The sequence below is a fragment of the Variovorax sp. 05N34 genome (assembly GCF_056397405.1).
In genome coordinates this window covers 74,255-97,896 of sequence record NZ_JBFTNI010000012.1, presented here as the reverse complement: position 1 = coordinate 97,896, position 23,642 = coordinate 74,255, and the positions used below count along the sequence as shown (strand labels likewise).

Below are 23,642 nucleotides of genomic sequence, written 5' to 3'. Positions count from 1 at the left end.
TCGCGGCTCGCTCGATCGGGCGGCACCGGCGCAGCCCTCGTCTTTTGCTGACACGCACTGCCGCAGACAACGCACATCGCAGGGGCCCTGAAGGTTCGAACTTGGCCTGAAGCAGCAGGGGAAAAAAACATGCATATTGGTATTGAAAAAGGCATCGTCGCCATGGCCGTGAGTGCCCTGATCTGCGGCGTGAGTGCACCGGTCGCTGCGCAACCCACCGGCAACCCCAAGGGAAGCATGGCGCCCTCCGTCCAGGGCGAAAGCGGCAAGAAGCCCGCCACGCGTGCAACACCGGGGGGCTCCGGGGAGTCCGCGGACTCCGGGGACAAGGGCGGTTCGGTGTCGTCGGGCGAGACCGTCACACCCGACTCGCCCAAAGCGCGCAGCGGCAATCTCCGGACGCCCGGCATCGGGACGACGGGCGGGCTCTCCGGGCATCACCCGGGAGATCAGCCGTCGACCGGACCCACGCAGACCGACCAGGCCCCCAAGCCGAAGCCGAAGCAATGAACAACATTGAACATCGAAACATTGAATGTGCGAGGACATCATGAACACGCCAGAGTCCAGCAACCAGGAATCCGGGCAGACCGTCCAGACAGCGAATCCCGAGTCGACCATGTCCCCGGGAGACGAGGCGCCTCCGGGCACGCCGTCCACCGGAGAAGGCCTCTGCCGCGTCTGTGGCGGTTCGGGGCGCGACCCCGAACGCCGCGTGTGCGAGGCGTGCGGCGGTACCGGCAAGGTGACTGTCGGCATCGGCGGCGCCTGAGGCGCTAAGTCCCGTATTCCTTCAGCCGGTTGTACAGCGTCTTCATGCTGATGCCGAGGACCGCGGCGGTCCTCTCCTTGTGCCTTCCGCAATGCTCGAAGGTCGCCAGGATCACCTGTCGCTCGATGTCGGAAAGGTTCGTCCCCAGCGGAATCGAAAGCTGGGTGCCGTTGCGGCCGTTGCCGTTGCGAGCCCACTCGCCCCCGTGATCCACCAGCGGCGGCTCGCTCGCGAAGTCCGCCTTGTCGGTCCCTGAAGGCAGCCATTCCTCGTCGATTTCTTCATCGACGGCCATGACCCAAGCGCGTTGCACCACATTACGCAACTCGCGGACATTGCCCGGCCATGAATACTCTGCAAGACGCGCCAGCGCACGCGGCGTGAAGTGCTTGGAGAGCCGCTCCTGGGCGCTCAATTCAGCCAGGAAGCCATTGGCCAGCATGCGAACGTCGCCATTGCGGTCCCGAAGCGGCGGCATGGTGATCGGGAACACATTCAGCCGGTAGAAAAGATCCTCGCGCAGCACACCGCGCGCCACCGATTCGAGCGCGTTCCGGTTGGTCGCCGCGATGATCCGCACGTCCGTCTGGCGCACGTCGGTGGAGCCCACGCGCATGAAGGTCGCCGTCTCCAGCACGCGCAGCAACTTGACCTGCAGCGACGGCGACATCTCCGTGACCTCGTCGAGAAACAGCGTGCCCCCGGACGCTCGCTCGAAGAAGCCCTGATGCTGCCGATCGGCGCCGGTGAAGCTCCCGCGTTCGTGGCCGAAGATTTCGCTTTCGATGAGGTTCGGCGACAGCGCGCCACAGTTGACGGCAAGGAATGGCTGCTCCCTGCGCCGGCTCAGGTCGTGCACGGCGCGGGCGGCCAGTTCCTTTCCGGTGCCGCTTTCGCCATGAATGAAGACGGTGATCGCCGTGCCCGCCACGCGCGAGATCTGCGAATAGACCCGCTGCATCGCGGCGGATTCGCCAATCAGCCGACCGAACCTGCCGGTCTCGCGCCACTGTTCGGTGACTTCCTGCAGCTCCGCGCGCAAGCGCGACGGCCGGATCAGGCGCGACAGGAGTCCTTTCAGATGGGCGGGGCTGACGGGCTTGACCACGTAGTCGGCCGCGCCGAGCCGCAGCGCCTTGACCGAGGTTTCGACGCTCGCATTGCCCGTCATGAGCACCACCTCGGTGTCGCCGAGCAGGTCCTCGTGCTGCAGCAGCTCGAAGCCGTTGCCGTCCGGCAGATGCAGGTCGAGCAGCAGAAGGTCCGCCGGCTGCATCGCCAACAGCCGGCAGGCCGATTCGATCGTGCTCGCGCTCGCGACGGTATGGCCCTCGCGAACGACCAAGGCGCTGATCATGCGTGCCGAATCTTCATCGTCTTCGACTATGACGGTGTGTCCCACGTGCGCTCCCTAAATCTGCAAGGCTCAAGCTGCAGAACGGCTGCTGTCTTTCCCGCGCGAGCCTACGGCCCCGCGAGCGCCGCGGCCGACATCGGGCGCCGCCAGTTCGTGTGAGAGGTCGTGCAACTCATCTGTCAGCGAATGAAGGCGTGCGATCTGACGCTCCAGCACGGTCATCGCTTCCTGGTAGATCTCCGAGTCCGCCGGCTCGGTGCGCAGAAGCTCCATGGCGGTGGCAAGGCTGCCGAGCGGCGTGCGCAAGTCGTGGTCCAGCTTCTCCAGGCGCTTTCGGGTCTCCTGCACGTCTTGTACCCCGTCGCCAGCCGGCCGGCGCCAGCAGACCGCGAGCGTTGCGCCAGCCACCAAGGCGGCCACGAGCCACAGGATGCCGCGGTCCTCGGCGCGGGATTCGCAGTCTGCGTCGTCGTTGTTCGTCCTGTTCATGCGGTTCATGCGAAAAGCTCCTGCTTCTTGTCGGCCCGACAGCAAAATTTGCCGCATTCATTGCCCAAAGCGCTGCCCACAGCCGCCGCCCACGCGGCCCGCAATGCGGTTCTCCCTCGCAGGCTGCTCTTGTCCCGCCTCTGGCATGGACGTTGCGAAGCGCACGGAAACGCCCATTCAATTCCGGTACGCCGCACCCTGCAAGAGGCACATCCATGAGCACCCATCCATCGCCCGAAGAAACCTTGTCGCCTCCCCGCGCGCGCCGCGGATTTGCCGCCATGGACCCTCAGCGGCTTCGCGAAATCGCGAGAGCGGGTGGCCGGGCGGCACACGAGAAAGGATCCGCGCATCGATTCGATGCCCAGGAGGCAAGATTGGCCGGGCTGAAGAGCCGTGCGCTGGCGGCCGCGGCCGCAGCCGCCGCTGCGGACCTGGCACGCACTGCCGATGGAGCCGAACCCGCGGAACACGCCGCCGGATAGGCGCTTATCGTTTCGGCCGTTCGGCCGAGCCGCTGACGCGCTGCATCGCGCCGGTCAAACCCGTCACGGCGGCGAATTGCGGCGCGTACAAGGGCGTGCGCGGCGGATTCGCCGGCTCGCACAGATAGATCTCGTGCCCCGGACGCGCGGTCACGCGCAGGCCAGCCGAACGCAGCATTGCCTCCACGGCGGCATGGTTGGGAACCCACCAGTTGGTCGGATCGCCCGCAAGGCTGTTCTCGATGAAAGCCATCTTGGGCCAGCCCGGCTCCAGCAGCGGCGAACGGTCCTCGATCGAACAATCTCCGGTCTGCGTGGACACCGATTCGCCGGGCATCGTCAGCGTCTGGAAAACCATGTGCCGCTTCGTGCGCTGCGCCAGAAGATCGAGCACCAGCAGCGGGTAGCGCAGGTGGTAGAAAACCCCCATGAACCAGACCAGATCGAAGGTCTCTTCGAACCTGGCGAATTCGTAGACCTCCATCTGCCTGAATTCCACCTGATGCTGCAGCTCAAGCACGTTGGCGGCCCACTTCGCCTGTGCAAGGTAGTGCTCATCGGAATCGATCCCAAGCACCCACGCGCCGCGCCGCGCCAGCTCGAAGCTATAGAAGCCTGCGTTGCAGCCGACGTCGAGCACGCGCCACCCGACCAGGTCCCGGGGAAGGAAGGGCTCGATCTGCTGCCACTTGAAATTCGGAAAGTCGCCGCCCAGGAAGTGCTTCGGCGAGGTTTGCACCCCTCCAGGCAGATGAAGGTTGTGAAACCACGGCCCGAGCGCTTCGGCCTGCTCAAGCAGGGACTTCATGCCGCCGCCCCCTCTTGAAGCGCCATGACGTAGCCTTCGAGCTCGGCCGCACGATGGGCCGCCGTGTGATGCGCGAGCACCCGCGCGCGGGCAACGAGGCCGGCGGCGATGCGTTCGTGCTCCGGCAAGTCATGAAGCAGATGCAGCACTTCTTCAGGCGAATCTGCGAGGAAGATTTCGCGCCCGGGCGTCAACAGTGTTTCGATGCCTTCCCAGCGGTCGCTGATGATCGGAACCCCACAGGCGGCCGCTTCGAAGATGCGCACGCTCGGCGACCAGCCCGCCGCGATCATGTCCGAGCGCGTCACGTTGAGCGTGAAGCGCTGGCGGCTGTAGAAGGCGCGGTGCGCCGCTGGTGGCAGGTGCGCGGTGTAGGTCACGTTCGCGGGCCATTGAATGCTCTCGGGGTACTGCGGGCCCGCGACCGTGAACCGGCCGAAGCTCCAGCGCCGCGCCGGTTCCAGCAGCAGCCGGTCGAGGGTGGGCTGCCGGTCGTCGCTGTAGGTGCCCATGTAGCCGAGGTCCCAATCCTGCGCAACGTTCTCCGGGTAGTAGAGCTCCGGGTCGACGGAGCAATACAGCACGCGCGCAGCCGGCGAACCGTATTCGCGCTCCAGGCGCTCCTGGGTAGGCCCGCCGGTGAATGACAGGTACATGTCGTAGCCCGGAATCTGGCGCGCGGCCAGGTAGGCTGTGTCGCCGACGGCAAGCTTCGCGAGCGTGACGGGCGTGTCGATGTCGTAGAAGGCCGTGAGGCCGTCGGCCTGCGACTGCACCCAATCGCCGACTTCGACTCCGTCAGGCACATACGAGCCGACGATCACGAGGTCGGCATCGCCCACTGCCCGTGCATGCACACGGCGCAGTTCATCGAGATCGGCGTAGAGCGCAAGCCGCCCGTGGCGCGCCTTCGGCTGGTCGCGGTTCTGCGCATACCAGGGGACGTCGCGCTCCAGGAAAAGCACGTCGTGCCCGCGCCGCACGAGTTCGCGCACGAGGCCGCGGTAGGTCGTCGCATGGCCGTTGCCCCACGAAGACGTGATCGACAGGCCGAGGATGACGATGCGCAAGGTCGGGCGATCCATCATGCGGCCTCTCGTACCGGCCGAGCGGCTTGCCGGCCTTCCAGCAGCGCTTCGACCTGCGCGGCGCGGTGGGCGTAGGTGTGCTCCGCCAGCACGCGGCGGCGTGCCGCCCAGCCGATGCGCCGCGCCATGTCGGCGTCCAGCGAGCGCACGTGCGCGGCCACCTCCGCGCCATCGCGCGCGACCAGCACCTCGCTGCCGGGTTGCAGGAAACAGTCGATGCCTTCCCAGTCGTCCGTGATCAGGCAGGCAGCGGCGCCTGCCGCCTCGAAGACACGCGTAGCGGGCGAAAACCCGAAGCGGGCCATGCTGTCGCGGCTCACGTTGAGCACGGCCTTGGGCGTTCCGTTGAACGCGTTGTGGTCCGCGGTGTAGACGTGCCCGATGTAATCGACGTTGGGCGGCACCGCCTTGTCCTCCCAGCCGCTGCCTCCGAGGATGCAGCGGCGACCAACCAGTTCGGCAGCCGCCGCGAGGAAGAAGCGGTCGACGCGTTCCTCGCGGTCCGGCAGCCGGTTGCCCAGGAACGCGAGTTCGCACATGAAACGCGGATCGGGCTCGGTCGGATGATGCGTCGAGGGGTCGAGCGCGTTGTAGATCGGGACGCACTGCCGCGCGCCGAGGGCCTCGTAGGCAGCCACGACCGGATTGCCGCCGCCGTAGGTCAGCACGAGGTCGTAGCGCGGCACCAGCGCGCGAAACGGGTCGCTTGCATCGCTCTGCAGGCGCTCCAGCGTGGCCGGCGCGTCGACGTCCCAGAACACGGCCAGCGTCGATGGGCCCTGCAGGTCGAGCACGGCCTCCTCCAGCAAGGCGTCGAAGACGCCGACGCCGCTGGCCTTGATCACCAGGTCGCAATCGCGTGCCGATTCGACACAGCGCAGTGCCGCGCGCTCGTCGTCGCCCGGGTAGACGATCACCTTGGCCCAGTCGGGGTCCGGCATGTCGCGATGCTGCTGCCGTCCGTAAGCATCGGGCTCGAAGAAGCGCACGCGATGTCCCCGTGCCGCCAACGCACGCACCATGCCCCGGTAGTAGGTGGCGGCGCCGTTCCAGTAGGCTGAAACGAGACTCGAACCGAAGAAGGCGATGTTCAGCTTCGAATGCATGCAGGGCTCCGTTGAGGTTGCGGGGAATCGAGTTCGTCATGGATGGCGAGCAGCTCATCGACGCGGTGCGCGCAGGTATGGCGCGCAAGCACGGTGGCGCGGCCGCGGGCGCCCATGCCGCGCGCGAGATCCGGTTCGTTCAGCAGCATGCGCAGGTGGCGCTGCATCTCGGCGCCGTTGCGCGCGAACAGGAAGTCCTCCCCGGCGGTGAACAGCGCCTCGGTGTCGTCCCATGGCGCCGACACCAGCGGGATGCCGCAGGCCAGAGCCTCGAAGACGCGGATGGTCGGAATGCCGCGCAGTGCCCGCACGTAAGGACGGCGAGGCACATGCACCGTCACGCGAAAACGCGCGAACACCTTCGGGACCTCGTGGTTGGGCAGCCAGTCGCCGTAGTCGATGCCTGCCTCGCCAAGCCGGTCCAGCGCATGGGCCGGATAGCGCACGCCGTGAATGCGTGTGCGCAAGCCGAGCTTGCGGACCGGCTCCAGGAGGAACTCGCTCAGTTCCGCCTCGCGCTCGTCGTCGCCCCAGTTGCCGATCCAGACGAGATCGCCTTCGTTCGGCTCGTGGGCCAGAGGCCGGAACCGCCGGGCGTCCGCCGCCTCGTGCCAGGTCCACGCCCGGCGTGACCAGCCGTGGCTGCGATACAGGTCGCGGATCACATTGCCGAAGGCGAGAACGCCGTCATAGTGCTCGAGCGCGTATGCGGCCATGCTCTGCGCGTCCGTCGCCGATCGATGGTGGGTGTCATGAAAAAGCAGCCTGTAATGGTTGTTGCGGCGACGGTGCTCGCCGATGCGGCGGACCAGAAGATGGCTGTTCCATTCATGGACGAGCACGAGGTCCGCGCCGTCCAATGCGGCGTCGAGATCGAGGCCCTCCAGCGCATAGGTCTTGCTGCGCAGTTCAGGATAGGCGCGCGCGAAGGCCTCCAGCGGTGCGCGGCCGTGAGACGCTTCGAGCTGCAAACGGCTCCACGCATCTTGCGGCTCGTAGAAGACGATCGAGTGCCCACGGGCGATGAGCTCGCTGCCGATCCCGCGCAGGAAATGCGCGTTGCCGTGGTTCCAGTCGGAAACCAGCGAATGACAGAAGACCACCACGCGCATGTCAGCCCTCCGCATGCGATATGGCATTGACGGCGCCCGCATCGCCCGCATCGCCATGAGCGCGGCGGTACGCGTCGAGATAGGCCCGCACCATGCCTTCGGGCCCATAGCGCAAGGCACGCGCGCGCGCCAGCCGGCCGCGGTGCATGCGCCAGGATGGCTCCGCGATCAGCCGGCGCAGCGTCGAGCGAAGCTTGTCGTGGTCATTGGGCTCCACGTACAGCGCTGCATCGCCCCAGACTTCGCGCAGGCTCTCCAGGTCGCCCAGCACGAGTGCACAGCCTGCAAGCCCTGCCTCCAGTGCGCTCTGCCCGAAGGGCTCGTAGCGCGCGGGCAGTGCGTAGATGGCCGCGCGCGCCAGCTCGGCAGCCAGGCTCTTCGGCGACAGTTCACCCAGCTTGACGACACCGCTCGGCTCGACCGCGTGGCCACCTGGTGCTGCCGCGGATCCGGCGACGCGAATCGGCCACGGCAGGTGCGGCGCGACCGCCTCCAGCGCCTGGATGTTCTTGGCCGCGTCCCATAGCCTGCCGGCGAACAGAATCACTTCTTCCTTGGGGCCGGGGGAGAAAGTCGGCACGCTGCGGCCGTTGGGCAACACCACGCCGCCGCCCCAATAGCCATAGTTCGTGGCAAGCGAATTCAGCATGGCCAGCGTGGGCGCGCCGACGAGGTCCGCCCCATGGAGCCCGCGCCTGACTTCATGCCGGTAGCGCGTCCACAGCGCTGGTGCGGGCTGGTCGTGCACCGCGCGCCACCACGAGAGCACGCACGAATGCGCGACCAGCAACTTGGGCGCCACGAAGGGCAGCGCACCGAAGGCAAACTGATTGAGATGAACGACGTCCGGCTGCAGCGCACGTTCGAGCCGCAGCAGCCAATCGCCAGCCTCCCGCACATCAGCCCACGGGTTCTCCATCCATTCGAGCCGATAGCTGCTTTCGTAGACGGTGGTCGTGGGCAATTGCATGACCGCTTCGCGCTGCGGCGGCAGCAAGGGTGCGCCCATCGTGGCAAGCGCGACGCGCACCCCGCGCCGCCCCAGCGCACGCGCGAGTTCCAAGGCGTGCGTCCAGACGCCCCCGACGCTGTCGGTGGTCATCAGCACTGTCCGGATGCGAACGTCATCGGCCATAGACGGCATCCAGGACGCGCGCGACCTCCCCCACGCTTCGGATTTCAGGGTCGAAGCCCTCGCCGCCGGCGAGCCGGCGAACCCACTCCAGTGCAGCGCGGCCGCCCCAGTCGTCCGGCGGCGCCGCAAGCACTGTGCTGCGGGTGCCGTCGAAGCGCTCGGCCACGAAGTCGAGAAACGATCCGCCGACATTGCGCATTGCGAGGCCGCCACGCGTGCCGTGGAAGTGCGCCTCGATGACGGCGTCGCGCCCGACCGACAGGTTCCACGAGCAGGCCAGCCTCACGGCCACGAACCCATCAGGGCCGCTGTGGAGGTTGAACTGCACGATGGCGTGGTCTTCCACCACCTCGGGCCGCGGGCCGAGTCGCCGCCCGCCGGCAAAGAGCTGCGCGGCGACGTCACTCACCTCCCAGGCGCCGAGCGTCCACAAGGCGAGATCGACCAGATGCGTGCCGAGATCGATCACGCAACCGCCGCCGGAGAGCTTTGGATCGCGGAACCAGGCTTTGTCCGGCCCATAGGCGTTGTGGAAGACGAGGTCGATGGCGTAGACGTCGCCGATCTCGCCTTCCCGCACGGCGGCGCGTATGCCTCGCATCGCGCTGGTGTGGCGGTACGAAAGATCGACACCCAGCAGCCGGTTCGACCGCCGTGCCGCCGCAATGACCTTCTGCGCTTCTGCCGCCGTGCGAGCCAGCGGCTTCTGGCAGAAAACGGCAACGCCTTTCGCCAACGCAGCCTCGGCTTGCCCCGCATGCAGCGCGCTCGGAGTGGCGATCACCACGCCATCGAGTTCGAGGTCCAGCAGTGCTTCGAGGCTCTCGCAGGTGGCGGCGTCCGGCGCCAGGGCCAGCGTGTGCGTGCGCAATGCCGTGTCGGGGTCTGCCACGGCAACGATGTCCGCAACGTCCGCATCGGCGATGGCGCGCAGGCGATTGCGGCCGATCCATCCGACACCAAGAAAGCCGAGCCTCGGCCGGCGCGTGGTGGCAGCGGGTTTAACGTCCGAGCCGGCCGGCACGCGCAGTTGCTTGATCTGTTCGCTCATCGCAGCTCCTCAGCCGGTCGTGACGACGGCCTTGAGGAAGCCGTCGGGCCGGTCGCGTGTCATGGCGAGGGCGCTGCCCAATTCATCGAGGCCCACACGATGCGTGATGAGCGGCAAGGTGTCGAACACGCCCGAGCACAGCATGTCCACGGCGCCGCGGATGCCCACGATCGCGCGCGCGGGGTCACGCTCGTGCGCATTGATGACATCGATGCCTCGCCAGTTCCAGAGCTGCATGTTCACCTGTCTTGTTCCGTCCTGGTGATAGCCGGCAATCACCAGCCGTCCGCCTTCGGCGGTGAGTTCGCCTGCCAGATCGAGCGGCGCCTGCAGCCCGACGGCTTCGATCACGCGCTCGCACAAATGCCCATCGGTGAGGCGCTTGACCTGTTCGATGACGCGCCAGTGGTCGTTCATCTCGACGGCTTCTTGCGCGCCGCAGGCCCTCGCGATGTCCAGCGCAAAGGACCTTCGGGAGATGGCGATCACGCGTGCACCCGCGCTGGAGGCCATTCGCGTGAGCAATGCGCCGAGAAAGCCGATGCCAACGATCGCGACCGTCTGTCCGGCGGCAATGCCGCTGCGCCGGAAGATGTTGAAGGCGCAACCCAGCGGCTCACCGGGCACCGGCATGCCGTCGAGCATGGGCGGCAGCGGCACCACGGCGCTTGCATCGGCCACGTCGTACTCGGCGTGGGCGCAGTAGCTGAGCGCGGCCACGCGCTGGCCGACGCGCACTTGGGTGACGCCCTCCCCGCATGCCTCCACGCGGCCCCAGCCCTCGTGACCCGGCGCGCCCGCGGCCTGCGGGTACTGAAACCATTCCCGGCCTTCCCAGAGCGGAATGCTCGATGCGCAAACGCCCGAACCTTCGAGCCGCAGAAGGACCTGGCCTGGACCGGCCTCAGGCCGTGGCACGTGCTTGAGCAGTACGTGGCCCGGCGAGGCGATCACGCCCGCAAGCACTTGGCATCTCCCTCGGCGATCAGGGACTCCCCCGCTGGAGCCGAGACGGACGTTCGCCGCATCTCGCGCAGCCATGCGTAGAGTCGCTCGATGCCGTGGTCGGCACTCGTCTGCGGACGCCAGCCCGTCGCCCGCTGGAAGCGCCGGGTGTCCGAGACGTAGTAGCGCTGGTCGCCCACTCGCCAGGCATCGAAGTCCACCTTCGGCCGCGTGCCGTCGATCGCCTCGATGCGATCGAGCAGGTCCAGCAAGCTGATGACGTTGTCCACCCCGCCGCCCATGTTGAAAGCCTGTCCCGAAAGCCGCTCCATATGCTCGTCGGCAAGAACCATCGCGTTCACGAGGTCGTCGACGTGCAGGATGTCTCGCACCTGCCTGCCGTCGCCGAAGATCGTGATCGGCTCGCGACGCAATGCGCGCAGCAGGAAGTGGGCGACCCAGCCCTGATCTTCCGTGCCGAACTGCCGCTGGCCGTAGATGCAGCTCATCCGGAACACCACGGTGCGCAGGCCGAAGCTGCGCGCATAGTCGTGAACGTACTGGTCCGCCGTTCCCTTCGAGCATCCGTAGGGGCTATGGAAATCGAGCGGCCTGTCTTCCGAAATGCCATGCGCCAGCGTCTCGGGTGAAGCAGGCGCGTAGCGTTGCCCGCTCAACTCCAGGGCCACGTCGTCGAGCCCACCGTAGACCTTGTTCGTCGACGTCAGCACGATCGAAGGCGCGCGGGGCTGAGCACGCGCGGCTTCCAGCACATTGAGCGTTCCCAGTGCATTGACCCCGAAGTCTTCCATCGGGTCGACGAGGCTGGTGGTCACAGCGACCTGCGCAGCGAAATGAAAAATCCGCTGCGCCCTGCCCACGGCCCATCGCACCGCTTCGGCGTCGCGCACGTCTTCGACCATCACCGAAAGGCGCTCGCCATGTTGCTGCCTGAGCCATTCGAGATTGGCCTCCACGCCGGGCCTCGAAAGGTTGTCGTAGACCAGCACCGTCCTGCGCTCGCTCATCAGGCGATGCGCCAGGTTGGAGCCGATGAACCCGGCGCCGCCCGTAATGAGCGTCAGGTCTTCATCGCGGCCGAAGCGGATGGATTGCGCCTTGCGCGGTCCTGCTGCGTGGTTGCCGTTCACGCCATGCGTTCGGGTCACGCGACTCGTCATAGCGCCAACCCCCGGGCGGTGAGTTCGTCACGAGCCCGAACGACGTGGTCCACCGCCGCCTGGCCCTCGAGCCATGCCGCCAACTCCGACAAGCCTTCCTGCAGATCGACCTGTGGCTCATAGCCCAGGACTTCGCGTGCACGGCGGATGTCGGCGTAGCAATGGCGGATGTCTCCCACACGGTACTTGCCGGTCACCTCGGGATGCACATGCTCCTTGCCCACGACCTCCGCCAGCCGGCGGGCGATCTCCACGACCGAGCTCGGCTTGCCGCTGCCCACGTTGAAGACCTCGCCCGCTGCTGCAGGCGTTTCAAGCGCAAGCCTGCAGGCGCGCGCGATGTCATACACGCTCACGAAGTCGCGCTGCTGCTGGCCGTCTTCGAAGATCAGCGGCGGACTGTCGTTGAGCAGGCGCGACGCGAAGATCGCCAGCACGCCCGTGTAGGGATTCGACAGTGCCTGGCGCGGCCCATAGGCGTTGAAGAATCGCAAGCCGACCGTCTTGAAGCCGAAGGCCCGGCCGATCATCAGGCACATGCGTTCCTGATCGAACTTCGACAGCGCATACACGGAGGCAAGTGCCGGCGGCTTGTCTTCAGGCGTCGGCGCAGGTGACAGCACATGCCCTTCGGCGTCGTGCAGTTCCCAGTCGCCGCGGCGCAGTTGATCGAACGAGCGCTCCCCCACCACGCGGACCTCGCCTTCGCGCGTGCGATAGAGCCCTTCGCCATAGACACTCATGCTCGAAGCCACCAGCAGTTGAGCGACGGGGCGCTCGATCAGCGCCTCGAGCAGCACCGCAGTCCCGAGGTTGTTGGCGCGCGTGTAGTGCGCGACCTGGTACATGCTTTGGCCGACCCCCACCGCCGAGGCGAAGTGATAGACCGCGTCGACGCCTTCGAGCGCCTTGCGGACGAGGGCCGGGTCGCACACGTCACCTTGCATCAACTCGACTTCCGGGTCCAGGTAGCTCGGACGTCGAGGGCGCTCGCCATGCACTTGCGACGCGAGCGTGTCCAGCGCGCGAACGCGATAACCGTGCGAGAGGAGTTCGTCCGCGACGTGCGAGCCGATGAAGCCGGCGCCGCCGGTGATGAGTACGTGCTGTGCCATGAGACCCTTTCTTCGTGTTTCTTCGTTGTTCGTTCGTTGCTTCGTCGTTGCTTCTTGCGTTGTTCTGGTCGCGTTGCGCGATGGATCAAAGTTGCTGCATTCGAAATCCAGCGCTTTGTACGAGCGCGCCGATCGAGGCGTAGGAAGAAAACGCGGTTACGTCACGGCTGAGTTGGTTTCGCCTTAAACAAGCAACTTTCCTGAGGCGCTTCGAAACCAACGGCTGTAGATTTGGTTTCGTCGCGCTCCGCGACACTGCTGCTTTGACACAGCGGCGATCGAACAACAAAGGGTTCAGCCATGAAGAAGGTTCGGGTTGCCATCGTCGGCGTGGGCAACTGCGCTTCCTCGCTCGTGCAGGGCGTGACGTTCTATCAAGGTGCCGCAGGCGATTTCGTGCCCGGCTTGATGCACGTCGATCTCGCGGGCTATCACGCGGGCGCCATTGAATTCAGCGCGGCCTTCGACGTGAGCGCGCACAAGGTGGGCCGCGATCTCGGCGAAGCGATCTTCGCGCCGCCCAACAACACGATCCGCTTTGCCGACGTTGCGCGGATCGGCGTGGACGTGCAACGCGGAGCCACCCATGACGGCATCGGCCGCTATCTCAAGGGCGTGGTCCCCATCGCGCGCCGCCCCGCAGTGGACGTGGCTGAAGTCCTGAGGAAGACGCGGACGGATGTCGTCGTCTCCTATCTGCCAGTGGGCTCGGAGAAGGCAGCGCGCTGGTATGCGCAACAGGCGCTCGACGCCGGCTGCGCCTTCGTGAACTGCATGCCGGTGTTCATCGCGTCGGATCCTGTCTGGCAGCGGCGCTTTGCGGATCGCGGATTGCCGGTCATTGGCGACGACATCAAGTCGCAGGTCGGCGCGACCATCGTGCATCGCATCCTCACCGATCTTTTTCGCAAGCGCGGAGTTCGGCTGGATCGCACCTATCAGCTCAACTTTGGCGGCAACACCGACTTCCTCAACATGCTGGAGCGCGAGCGCCTCGAATCCAAGAAGATCTCGAAGACGCAGGCCGTCACCAGCCAGCTCGGCAATCCGATGAAGGCTGCGGACGTGCACGTGGGTCCGAGCGACCACGTGCCGTGGCTCGAAGATCGCAAGTGGTGCTACATCCGCATGGAGGGCACGACCTTCGGCAACGTCCCGCTGCAGTGCGAAGTCAAGCTGGAGGTGTGGGACTCGCCCAACTCGGCGGGCGTGGTGATCGATGCCATCCGCTGCGCCAAGCTGGCAAAGGATCGCGGCATCGGCGGGCCGGTGCTGGCGCCTTCGAGCTACTTCATGAAGTCGCCGCCGCAGCAGTTCACCGATGACGAAGCGCGCGAGCTGGTGGAAGCCTTCATCAGGGGCGATGCCGAAGCGATGGGGCCGCCTGAACCTCGCCCTGCGCCAGCCGTTAACGTGGCGGTCGACCCCTCGGAGCAGCGGAAATGATCGAAGCCGTCAAGTTCTGGAACGAGCCCAACAATAAATCGCACTGGGATCTGGAGCTCGATCCCGAGTGGACGCAGTTCGGCTGCATGGCGCGAGAGGCAGCCATGGCGGTGCGCTCGGAGAACCCCGAGATGGTCCGCGTCCTGGGCGGCATCTCGCCGATCGATCCGCACTTCATCGAGCGGTTGCGCAACGATGGCGTTCTCGATCTCATGGATGCGGTGGCTGTGCACGGCTTTCCGCTGGATTGGAACAACTGGCAAATCGATGAATGGCCCTCGCGCATCGCCGAGATCGAAGCTGTCGCGAACATGCCGGTGTGGGTCACCGAAGTGGGGGTTTCGAGCTTCGGCGCCGAGGAAGTGCAGGTGTTCGGCCTCTCGCGTTCGGCGGAACTGCTGATCGGCCGCGTCCCGCGTGTTCACTGGTATTCGCTCTACGATCTTCCGAAGGCGTGGCCCGCGACCACCCGCCATCGTGAGGCGGAAGGGTCGAGCTACTACCGGCATTTCCACATGGGCCTGTTGCGCGAGGACGGCACGCCCAAGCTCGCCTGTCGCCTCTTCAGCGACTATGCGCCCGCGCTCGGCATCTGCCAGTGGTTCCACTTCGAGGACCCACGCATCGAAGACGCCGTCCTATGGCTGCGTCAGCTCGGCGTTCGCCATTTGCGCACCGGCCTGAGCTGGGCCGACAGCTTTCGCCCGGACGCCGATCGATGGTTCGACCGGCAGATGCGGCTGCTGGAGCCCTTCGACGTCACGCTCACCTTCTGCTTCACGCCAGAGCATCGCGGCAAGGCACCGCATCACACGAGCCCGCCGCTGGATGTTGGCGAATACGCCGAGTTCTGCGCACGCATGGTGCGCCGCTATGCGCCGGGCAGCTTCGCGCGCACCCCCCTGCCGGTGCGCGTCGATCCGGCAGTGTCCGCTCGTTCGATGGCATGAGCCATGACGCGCGTTGCGCAATGGAAGCCCACCTTCAGCTGGATCACCGACCAGCTGGCGGTCGGCGGCAGCTTCGATCATCGGCACGTCGACCGGCTCGCCGGTGAGCACGGCATCGAGGCCGTCGTCGACCTGCGCCTGGAAGCCAGGGACGACGAGCATCTGCTGCGCAGCCATGGCATCGTATTGCTGCATCTGCCGACCGAGGACGCGTGCGCGATCGAATCGACCCATCTCGCGCACGGCGTGCGGTTCGCGACGCAATGGATGGATGCGGGGCGCCGCGTACTGATTCATTGCGAGCACGGCATCGGCCGTTCGGCAACGCTCGCGCTCTGCGTGCTGGTCGCCCATGGCGCGACGCCCCTGGATGCGCTTGCCCTCGCGAAGAAGCGCCGCGCGGTCATCTCGCCTTCCCCTGCGCAATTCGAGTGCTGGGTTCGGTGGCTCGAGGACTATCGCCGCGGCCGTGTCGTGGCGTGGTCGATCCCGACCTTCGAGGCTTTCGAGCGCATCGCCTATCGGTCCTTTCCTTCGGCGGAGTGATGCTGGTCTACGGCGATGCCGTACAGCGGGAGCCCGCGACCACGGCGCTCGCGCGGCTTCGGCTCGCCATGCGGCAAGTCGATACGACGGCACCCGGACTGGAGCGCCATGGCCGGCTCACGGGTTTGCTCATCGATGCCGGCATGCTCGCGCAGGGCTTCGCCGATGCGCATTTCGAGCGCTCCGGCGTCGACGCCGCGGGCGTCGAGGAAGTGACGGCGATGCGCCTGGTGATGGCCCTGGCGCACTGTTGCGCCGTGTCGTGGAACTGCAGCTTTGCGCAAACCGCAACGCTGCCGTGGCTCGAGCTTCGCGCCTGCGACCACGCGACAAGGGACCAATGGCTCGAGATGCGCACGCCGGAGGGCTACGCCTTCTATGCGCTCTATCCGGAGAGCTATCTGCAGGCCGCACTGCGCTGCCGAGCTTCAGTCTCGGACCCTGCGGCGCCGTGGCGCGTGATCGGCCTCCGCAGCATCGGCACCAGCCTGTCGGCAATGGTCGCGATCGGACTCGGTGCGCCGCTGCCGCTGACGTTGCGGCCGACCGGCCCGCCGTTCGAGCGCCGCATCGAAGCCGAAGCTCCTGCGCGCCTTCCCGGCGGATGCCGCTTTGCGATTGTCGATGAGGGGCCGGGCCTTTCAGGCTCTTCGATGGCGGCGGCGATCCGATGGCTGGCGGGCGCGGGCTCGGGAGTTCGGCCGGACCAGCTTCATCTCTTTCCGAGCCACGGCAACGGACCCGGCGCCCATGCGAGCGATGAGGTGCGTCGGCTTTGGGCGCAGGCGCCCCAGTGGGTTTCGGGCTTCGACGCGTCGGTGCTGGAGGCAGACGATCCGGCCCATCGGCTGTCGAACTGGATTGCGCAAGCACTGGGGCCGCTCGATGAACCGCTGCAAGACATCGGCAACGGCGCGTGGCGCAAGCTGCAGCCAACGGCCGCCTCGCGACCGCCCGCACATCCATGGCAGGAGCGCCGCAAATTCCTGGCGCATGCGTCGGGGCGGCGATGGCTCGTCAAGTTCGCCGGCCTCGGCCGACGCGGGGCGCATGCGTTCGAGCGTGCGAGTGCGCTCGCCGCAGCGGGCTTCTGTCCCGAGCCGGTGGCCTTCTGTCACGGCTTTCTCGTCGAGCGCTGGCGCGACGACATGCGGCCGCTGCCAACGCAGTTGGCCCCGCCATTGCGCTCGCGGTTCGTCGCGCACCTGGGTGCTTATCTTGCTTATCGCGCCCTGCGTTTCCCGGCTCCGAGCGGCCGTGGCGCTTCGCTGGTTCAATTGCAAGCCATGGCGCGCCACAACACGCAAGAGGCCCTCGGAGCCACGGCGGCCACGGCGGCCACGGCCTGGCAAGCCAGGGAGTCTCTTGCTGCCTCGCTCCAGGCGCGTGTGATGCCGATCGAGACCGACAGCCGTTTGCATGCATGGGAGTGGCTGATGCAGGAAGACCGCTTTCTCAAGACAGATGCCGTCGACCACCACGCGGCGCACGATCTGGTCGGTTGCCAGGATGTCGCGTGGGACATTGCGGGCGCGACTGTGGAGTTGTCGCTGTCCGACAAAGAAGAGCTGACGCTGATCGGGCAGCTGCGTGCGGCAGGCGTTCGCCTGGACGAGGACCTCCTTCGATTTCTCAAGCCGTGCTATCTGGCATTTCAGATGGGCTACTTCCGGATGGCGCTCGACGACTCACGGGAAGCCGATGACCGGCCACCGCTCGAAGCCGCGCGGGCGCGCTACGAAGCTGGGTTGACGCGGTGGATTGCCAAGGGGGCGCTCTGACGGGGCTCGAAGCCAGGGCCTCGCCTCAGGGGCCAGGCTTGCCGGTCAACTGATCGGCATTGGTCGAAGAGCGGCTGCCCTTCAGGTACATCTCGACCTCTGTCGCACTCGTGCCGACCGCCTTCACCGCTGCTTCGAGCTGATCGCGCGTGACGTCGAGTTCGCGCAGCCACCGGTTGACGTTCTCGGGCGAATCCAGATCGACTTTCTGCACCGGCCCGGCGCCCTCCAGCCCCGAGGCCCGCGCCTCCGCTTTTGTGGGCATGACTTTGCTCAGCGGCGGACCATTCGGGTTCGCCGGCGCTGCGGGCTCTTTGGAAGCGGGTGCCATCGTCATCTCCTGTGATGCAGATGCAAAGCTATGCAGTGCCCCGGCCCATCGATGTGCGTGGCACTCTGGCGGGCTTGTAGGACGCTTCAGCGGTCGATGCTGCAAATGTTGCGAATGCTGCGAATGCGGCGAAAGCACCGGGCCAGGCTCACGGCGGCCGCTTGAGCTTGCGGCGCAGCTTCGCGACGTCGCCGGACGACACCGGGCGCGCGTCATTCCCCCAGTTCGTTCGGATGTGGGTGAGAACCTGCGCGATCTGCACGTCGTTCAGCGTGCGGTTGAACGAAGGCATCTCCGAGGGCGGCTCATCCGTCGTTTGTGCCGCACGTCCGCCTTCGAGCACCAGACGGATGAGGGATGTCGTGTCCTTGCCCAGCACGCTGGGATTGCCCGCCAGGCGCGGTATGCCCGGCGGCAGCCCCCCGCCTTCCTGCTGGTGGCATTGCGCACAGAAGCCGGCGTAGACCGCCGCACCCACGGACTGGGTGCCTGCGGTGTGATTGCCCTTTTCTGCCCACTGCTCACGCTCCGGCTTGGGCTCGTACTGGCCCGAAGGCTGCTGCGCCGGCAATGATTTCAGGTAGCCCGCGATGGCGTTGGCGTCTTCTTCGCTGAGATAGCGCAGCGATTCGTTCACCGTTTCGGCCATGGTCCCGTAGGCGACCAGCCCGCCGCCCTTGCCGTTCTTCAGGAAGGAGGCGACCGCTTGCTGGTCGATGCGCCCGAGGCCGGCACCGGAGTCGCCCGTCAGGTTGGGCGCGAACCAATCATTGGTGACGGTGCCCGCAAGGAACTGGCTCGACGACTCGTTCTCGCCGCGCTCCTGGTAGCCCATTCCGCGTGGCGTGTGGCAGCTGCCGCAATGCGCGGTGGACTGCACCAGGTAGGCGCCGCGGTTCCAGGCGGCATCCCTGCCGGGCTCTGGCTCATAGACGCCCTTCTTGAGGAACGCAAGCTGCCAGAGGCGCAGCATCCAGCGCTGGTTGAACGGGAAAGGCAGCTTCGTCTCGGGTGGCTTCACGGGCACCGGCTCGACGCCTTCCATCAGATAGACGTAGAGCGCCTGGAGGTCTTCTTCGCGCATCTTCGTGTAGGCCGTGTACGGCATGGCCGGATAGAGGCGGCGGCCGCTGGGCGTGACGCCGTCGCGAAGGGCCCGCTCGAAATCGGCGAAGGTGTAGCGTCCGATGCCGGCCTCCTTGTCGGGCGTGATGTTCGTGGTCACGATCGGGCCGAAGGGGGACGGAACACTGCGTGCGCCCGCGAAGGGGCGGCCGCCATTCGGATCGGTATGGCAAGACGCGCAGCCAGCGACCAGCGCGAGGTACTCGCCTTGGTCGCGCAGAGCGGATGGGGACGGGGATAGCGATGGCGGCGCCGCTGCGCACTGCAGGGCCGCCATCGCGGCGCAAGCAAGGGCAAGGCGACGTGGTTGCCGTTTCATGGTCCCGCGCCGGTACCTGGCACCAAGGGACGCCCGTCGCGCTGCAGCAGGCGTTGCGCAGCCACCACCAGCCCGCCGACGAGGTATGCAAGGCCGCCCGGCACCCACATGACCAGGCCACCGAGTTGCTGGTCCTGGAGCGGATCGAAGCCCCATGCGGTGGCCGACTCGATGTATGACGGATACCAGAGCGCCGGTGCCAGCGTCAGCAGCGCGCCGAGCGCGCCGGTATGGGCCATGGTCGTGAACAGCGAGAGCATGGCCGCACCGCCGTTGCTGCCGTTGCCGTTGCCGTCGCCGTTGAGGTTTCGTGCATGCGCTCCGAAGATCGTCCACCAGAACAGCAGCGCACTGCCCAGAAAGCTCGCATGCTGCAACGCGTGTATCGCGGGGTCAGCCAGGGCCGCCTCGAACAGGCGCGGTGCATGCCAGAGCCAAAGCGCTGCCGCATGCAGGACCCAGGCGACGCTCGCCCGCGTGATGAACCGCCATGTGCCACGAACGCCGCCGGAGCGCATTGCCTTGCCGATGAGCGTTCGTCCGCGCGCGGGAAACGCCCACAGCATCGTGAGCAGCGGACGGCCGATGACCAGCAACGGCGCCGCCACGATCATCATCAATTCATGCTGCACCATGTGCGCCGAAAAAAGAGCGCCGCCCAACGCGTCCAGCGGCGACAGGAGCGCGGCGACCAATGCGATCCATCCTGCGGCGAAGGCAACCGCCTGCCGTTTCAGGATCGCGCGGCTTGATCTCGCACGCTGCAGGAGTGTCCGGTGCCCGGCCGCATACAGCAGGGCCGAGATCAGCAGCGGCAGACTCACACCGAGTTCGAAGTTCCATGAAGGTGCCCATGCGACAGTCGTCGCCCCGCCGATGTGTGCATGCGCCAGCGATGCGCCACAGAGTGCGAATCCTGCTGCCGGGAGATGTCGCAAGCGGATCGAGCGGATCACGTTCGAGCCCCTTCGTCGTCAGAACAGGGGCGCCAGGTAGATGACCGCATAGATCGGCAGCCAGCTCGCCACGACGAAATACCAGTACACCGCGTTCTCGCTCACGTCGCTGAACCGCTTGCCTTCGAAGGGGCCGGTGAAGAGCAGGACGCCCAGCACGACCGTATCGACAAGGTCGGTGATCAGGTGCGTCGTATGCAGCCCCAGCAGGACCCAGATGACGGAGCCGTAGGCATTGGCGTCCCACGATATGTTGAGCGCGCCGAACTCCAGCGCGCGTACGGCCAGGAAGGCGATCGCGAACAAGGCGCACACCACCAGCCAGCGCCGTGCCACGCGCCGGTTCTCGGCATTGGCGGCGCGCCTGGCGAGTTCGTTGGGCCACATGCTCACGAAGAGCAGCACCGTGTTGATCGTGCCCCACAAGAGGCGCGGCGGTGCTGCTCCGAGCGGCCATTGGGGCGAAACGCCCCACAGGTAGAAATACGTCATCACGCCGAGCCCGAAGACGGTGCCTTCGATCAGCATCAGTCCGAGGGTGCCCCAGAACATCAGGCTCCGGGTACCGAAGCCATAGGTCGGCAGATGACCGACTTCGAGCCTTGCACCGGGCGTGGCAGGGAGCGTCGCGCCGGGCACGCTCACGGCCTCTGCTCCAGCGCCACGGCATGGGCGTTTTCTCTCTTGTTGGGCCAGAACCAGGCGATCAGGACCGCCGTCAGCGGGAAGGCGGCCCAGACGACCGCCCAAGGCGTGAAGACCGATCCGACGAAAAGCACGGTCGTGGCGACGGCACTCCAGAAGGGCCACGCCGTGGGCATGGGGAAGAGCGGGCGGTTTTCAGGATGCGCCTCGATCACGCTGGTGACCAGGACCTCTCGCGCGTCGGTCGCGAGCCCGCTCACGGTCGACGGTATTCCGTTCGGCTCCCAGAGCGGTTCCGCGGACTGGACCACGGGAATGACGTTGAAGTTGTGCGGGCGCGGCGGGCTGGCGGCCAGCCACTCCAGCGTCGAGGCGCCCCAAGGGTTCGGTCCGGCCACGCGGCCCCGCCACAGGCTCCAGGCGACATTGCCGAGGAAGGTCGCCACGCTGAGTCCGATGGTCCAGGCACCGATCGTTGCCATGAGGTTCAGCGAGTCCCAGCCCATGCCTTCGGGATAGGTCCAGACGCGGCGCGGCATGCCCCACAGACCCAGCAGATGCATCGGAAAGAAGGTGAGGTTGAAGCCGACGAAGAAGAGCCAGAAATGCCAGAGGCCTGCTTTCTCGTTCAGCATGCGCCCGCTGAACTTCGGAAACCAGTAATAGAACGCCCCGAAGAGCGGAAACACCCCGCCGCCGAACAGCACGTAATGCAGATGGGCGACGACGAAGTAGGTGTCGTGCACCTGCAGATCGATGGAAACCGATCCGAGCATCAGGCCCGTCAACCCGCCCAGCACGAGGATGAAGAAAAAGGCGAGGACGAAATACAGGGGCGTCGCAAGCCGCACGCGCCCGTGCCACAGCGTCGCGATCCAGCAGAAGATCTGCACTGCGGAAGGAACGGCAATGGACAGGCTCGAAGCGGTAAAGAAGGCCTTGCCGAGTTCCGGCAGGTTGGTGGCGAACATGTGGTGGACCCACAGGCTGAACGCCAGGAACCCCGTCGCGATCAGCGCGAGCACCATGGCCGTGTAGCCAAAGATCGGCCGCCCCGAGAAGGTCGCGATGATGGTGGAGATGAAACCCAGCGGCGGGATGAAGATCAGGTAGACCTCGGGATGACCGAAGAACCAGAACAGGTGCTGCCACAACAGCACGTCGCCGCCGCGCTGCGGGCTGAAGAACTGCGTGCCGACCAGGCGGTCGAGGATGAGAGACGTGCTCGCCAGCATCACGGCCGGCATCGCGAACAGCACCATGAACTGCGTCACCAGCGTGGCCCATACGAAGAGCGGCATGCGTCCGAGCGTCATGCCCGGCGCCCGCATCTTGAAGATGGTGGTGATGAGCACGACCGCGACCAGCAGGCTCGACAGCTCGGTGAAGGTGATCATCTGCGCCCAGATGTCGGGTCCCTTGCTCGGCGAGTAGTCGCCCGAGGACAGCGGGACGTAGCTGAACCAGCCCGTGTTCGGTCCGTTGCCGAACACGAGACCCGCATAGAGAAAGATCCCGCCGAAGAGGAACACCCAATAGGCATAGGCGTTCATGCGCGGGAAGGCGATGGACCGCGCACCGATCATCAAGGGCACGAGGTAGACAGCCACCGCTTGCATGACGGGCACCGCGAAGAGAAACATCATCGTGGAGCCGTGCACCGTGAAGAGCTGGTTGTAGACGTCGGGGCTCATGAGGCGCAGGCCGGGCCTTGCGAGCTGCGTACGCATCGCCAGCGCCAGCAGCCCCGCAATCAGAAAAAAGGCGAAGGTGGTCAGCATGAGGCGCCGGCCCAGGGTCTTGTGGTCGATGGCGGACAGCACACCCCGCCAGCCAGGCGGATCGCGCCATGCATTCATCAGCGCTGCGGCGATTTCGGGCGAATCCTCGCCGTCGACCCGCTTCGTGCGCGCGGCGATCGACGCTTGGGCCGGCTTCATTGGAGGGTACCGAGGTAGGCGACGAGGGCGCGCACGTCGTCGGGCGCGAGCGGGTTCGCCGGCATCCAGCTGCCAGGCTTCTTGGCTTGGGGATCGACGATCCAGGCGGCGAGTTCGCTCGGCGTGTTGGCGATGGCGCCGGCCGCGATGGTCGTGCGGCCCGCCAGGTGCGTCAGGTCGGGTCCGAGCGCGCCTTGCGCCGACGTGCCCTTGATCGCATGGCATTGCGCGCAGGTGCCCGACATGAAGATGGCTTGGCCCCGAAGCGCCTCCGCATCAGAAGGCTGCGCGGCGGGCGCTCGCTGCGAGGCCTCCCACGCTGCAAAGTCTTCCGGCGATTCGGCGGTGACCGAGAGCGCCATCAGTGCGTGCTCCTGCCCGCAGAACTCCGCGCATTGCCCGCGGTACACGCCGGGCTTGTCGGCCCTGAACTCGATGGTCGTCGGCCGGCCGGGCAGCATGTCCTTCTTGCCATGCAGGTTCGGAACCCAGAAGGTGTGGATCACGTCGACGCTGTCCAGGGCGATCACGACCGGACGTCCAACCGGCACGTGCAGCTCGTTGGCGAGCTTGAAATCGGGCGGCTGCCCTTCGGCGCCATAGGACACTTCCCACCACCACGAGTGCCCGACCATGCGGATGTGCAGCGCGTCGTCCACCGCAAGCCGGGACAGCGATCGATCGGTGGAAATGTCGGCGCCCACCAGAACCACCAGCCCCGCCGACGACAGCAGCGTCGCCGCCAGCACGGCGCGTCCTGCGCTCCGCTCGCCCGCGCTGGCGGGATTCGGCACTACCGGCGAAGGGTGCCGTGCGGACGAGCCCTTTCGCATAGCGACGAGCAGCGCGAGCAGCACGCCGGCGAAGACGAGCATGCACACGATGAGCGTGAACTGCCACAGTCCGTAGATGTGAGCGGCCTGGACTCCGGCAGGGGCGAGCGCGTCCTGCATGGCCGC

The 23,642-nt window shown here is 66.5% G+C and carries 24 protein-coding genes; 7 read left to right on the top strand and 17 right to left on the bottom strand.

Annotation, left to right across the window (positions count from 1 at the left end; translation table 11 throughout):
- Positions 1-129 precede the first annotated feature (129 nt).
- Positions 130-510, top strand: a complete 381-nt coding sequence (locus AC1DMA_RS26865; RefSeq protein WP_478146052.1) for a hypothetical protein — start codon at positions 130-132, stop codon at positions 508-510.
- Positions 511-550: 40 nt separating this feature from the next.
- Positions 551-772: a hypothetical protein gene (locus tag AC1DMA_RS26860; protein WP_478128388.1), complete on the top strand. Its 222-nt coding sequence runs from the start codon at positions 551-553 to the stop codon at positions 770-772.
- A 4-nt stretch (positions 773-776) separates the two neighbouring features.
- Here AC1DMA_RS26860 and AC1DMA_RS26855 read toward each other — a convergent pair whose 3' ends face one another.
- Positions 777-2,174 (bottom strand): sigma-54-dependent transcriptional regulator, encoded by a 1,398-nt coding sequence (locus tag AC1DMA_RS26855; protein WP_478146051.1) that lies wholly within the window; start codon positions 2,172-2,174, stop codon positions 777-779.
- Between the two features lie 24 nt (positions 2,175-2,198).
- On the bottom strand, positions 2,199-2,627 hold the full coding sequence (locus AC1DMA_RS26850) for a histidine kinase dimerization/phospho-acceptor domain-containing protein (RefSeq protein ID WP_478146050.1): 429 nt from the start codon (positions 2,625-2,627) through the stop codon (positions 2,199-2,201).
- A 206-nt stretch (positions 2,628-2,833) separates the two neighbouring features.
- Between AC1DMA_RS26850 and AC1DMA_RS26845 the strand changes: the two genes are divergently transcribed.
- Positions 2,834-3,103 carry a KGG domain-containing protein gene (locus tag AC1DMA_RS26845; protein ID WP_478128385.1) on the top strand — a complete coding sequence of 90 codons (270 nt, stop codon included), beginning with the start codon at positions 2,834-2,836 and terminating at the stop codon, positions 3,101-3,103.
- Positions 3,104-3,107: 4 nt separating this feature from the next.
- Here AC1DMA_RS26845 and AC1DMA_RS26840 read toward each other — a convergent pair whose 3' ends face one another.
- From AC1DMA_RS26840 to AC1DMA_RS26800, 9 genes are read right to left on the bottom strand one after another with little or no spacing between them, the layout of a single operon-like run.
- On the bottom strand, positions 3,108-3,911 hold the full coding sequence (locus tag AC1DMA_RS26840) for a TIGR04290 family methyltransferase (RefSeq protein WP_478146049.1): 804 nt from the start codon (positions 3,909-3,911) through the stop codon (positions 3,108-3,110).
- Positions 3,908-4,999 carry a CgeB family protein gene (locus tag AC1DMA_RS26835; protein WP_478146048.1) on the bottom strand — a complete coding sequence of 364 codons (1,092 nt, stop codon included), beginning with the start codon at positions 4,997-4,999 and terminating at the stop codon, positions 3,908-3,910. Before AC1DMA_RS26835 ends, AC1DMA_RS26840 begins: the two co-directional genes overlap by 4 nt.
- A complete protein-coding gene (locus AC1DMA_RS26830) occupies positions 4,996-6,105 on the bottom strand; it encodes a CgeB family protein (protein WP_478128382.1) in 1,110 nt (369 codons plus the stop codon). Before AC1DMA_RS26830 ends, AC1DMA_RS26835 begins: the two co-directional genes overlap by 4 nt.
- A complete protein-coding gene (locus AC1DMA_RS26825; protein WP_478146047.1) occupies positions 6,090-7,217 on the bottom strand; it encodes a CgeB family protein in 1,128 nt (375 codons plus the stop codon). The genes AC1DMA_RS26830 and AC1DMA_RS26825 overlap by 16 nt, the downstream gene beginning before the upstream one ends.
- A 1-nt stretch (position 7,218) precedes the next feature.
- Positions 7,219-8,352: a glycosyltransferase family 4 protein gene (locus AC1DMA_RS26820; RefSeq protein WP_478146046.1), complete on the bottom strand. Its 1,134-nt coding sequence runs from the start codon at positions 8,350-8,352 to the stop codon at positions 7,219-7,221.
- Positions 8,342-9,403 carry a Gfo/Idh/MocA family protein gene (locus tag AC1DMA_RS26815; RefSeq protein ID WP_478146045.1) on the bottom strand — a complete coding sequence of 354 codons (1,062 nt, stop codon included), beginning with the start codon at positions 9,401-9,403 and terminating at the stop codon, positions 8,342-8,344. Before AC1DMA_RS26815 ends, AC1DMA_RS26820 begins: the two co-directional genes overlap by 11 nt.
- 9 nt (positions 9,404-9,412) lie before the next feature.
- Positions 9,413-10,369 (bottom strand): MDR/zinc-dependent alcohol dehydrogenase-like family protein, encoded by a 957-nt coding sequence (locus AC1DMA_RS26810; RefSeq protein WP_478146044.1) that lies wholly within the window; start codon positions 10,367-10,369, stop codon positions 9,413-9,415.
- Positions 10,354-11,517: a GDP-mannose 4,6-dehydratase gene (locus AC1DMA_RS26805; protein ID WP_478146043.1), complete on the bottom strand. Its 1,164-nt coding sequence runs from the start codon at positions 11,515-11,517 to the stop codon at positions 10,354-10,356. The genes AC1DMA_RS26810 and AC1DMA_RS26805 overlap by 16 nt, the downstream gene beginning before the upstream one ends.
- Positions 11,518-11,525: 8 nt before the next feature.
- Positions 11,526-12,644 (bottom strand): NAD-dependent epimerase/dehydratase family protein, encoded by a 1,119-nt coding sequence (locus tag AC1DMA_RS26800; RefSeq protein ID WP_478146042.1) that lies wholly within the window; start codon positions 12,642-12,644, stop codon positions 11,526-11,528.
- A gap of 300 nt (positions 12,645-12,944) precedes the next feature.
- Between AC1DMA_RS26800 and AC1DMA_RS26795 the strand changes: the two genes are divergently transcribed.
- Genes AC1DMA_RS26795 through AC1DMA_RS26780 form a run of 4 tightly spaced genes read left to right on the top strand, consistent with a single transcriptional unit; the run spans position 12,945 to position 17,367 of the window.
- Positions 12,945-14,090: an inositol-3-phosphate synthase gene (locus AC1DMA_RS26795; protein ID WP_478146041.1), complete on the top strand. Its 1,146-nt coding sequence runs from the start codon at positions 12,945-12,947 to the stop codon at positions 14,088-14,090.
- The gene (locus AC1DMA_RS26790) at positions 14,087-15,040 is read left to right on the top strand and encodes a glycoside hydrolase 5 family protein (protein ID WP_478146040.1); all 954 of its coding nucleotides are present in this window, start codon (positions 14,087-14,089) and stop codon (positions 15,038-15,040) included. The genes AC1DMA_RS26795 and AC1DMA_RS26790 overlap by 4 nt, the downstream gene beginning before the upstream one ends.
- 3 nt (positions 15,041-15,043) lie before the next feature.
- On the top strand, positions 15,044-15,586 hold the full coding sequence (locus tag AC1DMA_RS26785) for a protein-tyrosine phosphatase family protein (RefSeq protein WP_478146039.1): 543 nt from the start codon (positions 15,044-15,046) through the stop codon (positions 15,584-15,586).
- On the top strand, positions 15,586-17,367 hold the full coding sequence (locus AC1DMA_RS26780; RefSeq protein WP_478146038.1) for a hypothetical protein: 1,782 nt from the start codon (positions 15,586-15,588) through the stop codon (positions 17,365-17,367). The genes AC1DMA_RS26785 and AC1DMA_RS26780 overlap by 1 nt, the downstream gene beginning before the upstream one ends.
- Positions 17,368-17,392: 25 nt before the next feature.
- On the opposite strand, the gene AC1DMA_RS26775 is transcribed toward AC1DMA_RS26780, so the two are convergent.
- From AC1DMA_RS26775 to AC1DMA_RS26750, 6 genes are all read right to left on the bottom strand, one after another.
- A complete protein-coding gene (locus AC1DMA_RS26775) occupies positions 17,393-17,698 on the bottom strand; it encodes a DUF3606 domain-containing protein (RefSeq protein ID WP_478146037.1) in 306 nt (101 codons plus the stop codon).
- A 148-nt stretch (positions 17,699-17,846) separates the two neighbouring features.
- Positions 17,847-19,142: a c-type cytochrome gene (locus AC1DMA_RS26770; protein ID WP_478146036.1), complete on the bottom strand. Its 1,296-nt coding sequence runs from the start codon at positions 19,140-19,142 to the stop codon at positions 17,847-17,849.
- Positions 19,139-20,098, bottom strand: a complete 960-nt coding sequence (locus AC1DMA_RS26765) for a cytochrome c oxidase assembly protein (protein WP_478146035.1) — start codon at positions 20,096-20,098, stop codon at positions 19,139-19,141. Before AC1DMA_RS26765 ends, AC1DMA_RS26770 begins: the two co-directional genes overlap by 4 nt.
- A gap of 18 nt (positions 20,099-20,116) precedes the next feature.
- Positions 20,117-20,743, bottom strand: coding sequence for a cytochrome c oxidase subunit 3 (locus tag AC1DMA_RS26760; RefSeq protein ID WP_478146034.1), 627 nt, complete (start codon positions 20,741-20,743; stop codon positions 20,117-20,119).
- A complete protein-coding gene (gene ctaD, locus AC1DMA_RS26755) occupies positions 20,740-22,683 on the bottom strand; it encodes a cytochrome c oxidase subunit I (RefSeq protein ID WP_478146033.1) in 1,944 nt (647 codons plus the stop codon). Before ctaD ends, AC1DMA_RS26760 begins: the two co-directional genes overlap by 4 nt.
- Positions 22,680-23,636: a cytochrome c oxidase subunit II gene (locus AC1DMA_RS26750; RefSeq protein WP_478146032.1), complete on the bottom strand. Its 957-nt coding sequence runs from the start codon at positions 23,634-23,636 to the stop codon at positions 22,680-22,682. Before AC1DMA_RS26750 ends, ctaD begins: the two co-directional genes overlap by 4 nt.
- Positions 23,637-23,642: the final 6 nt, after the last annotated feature.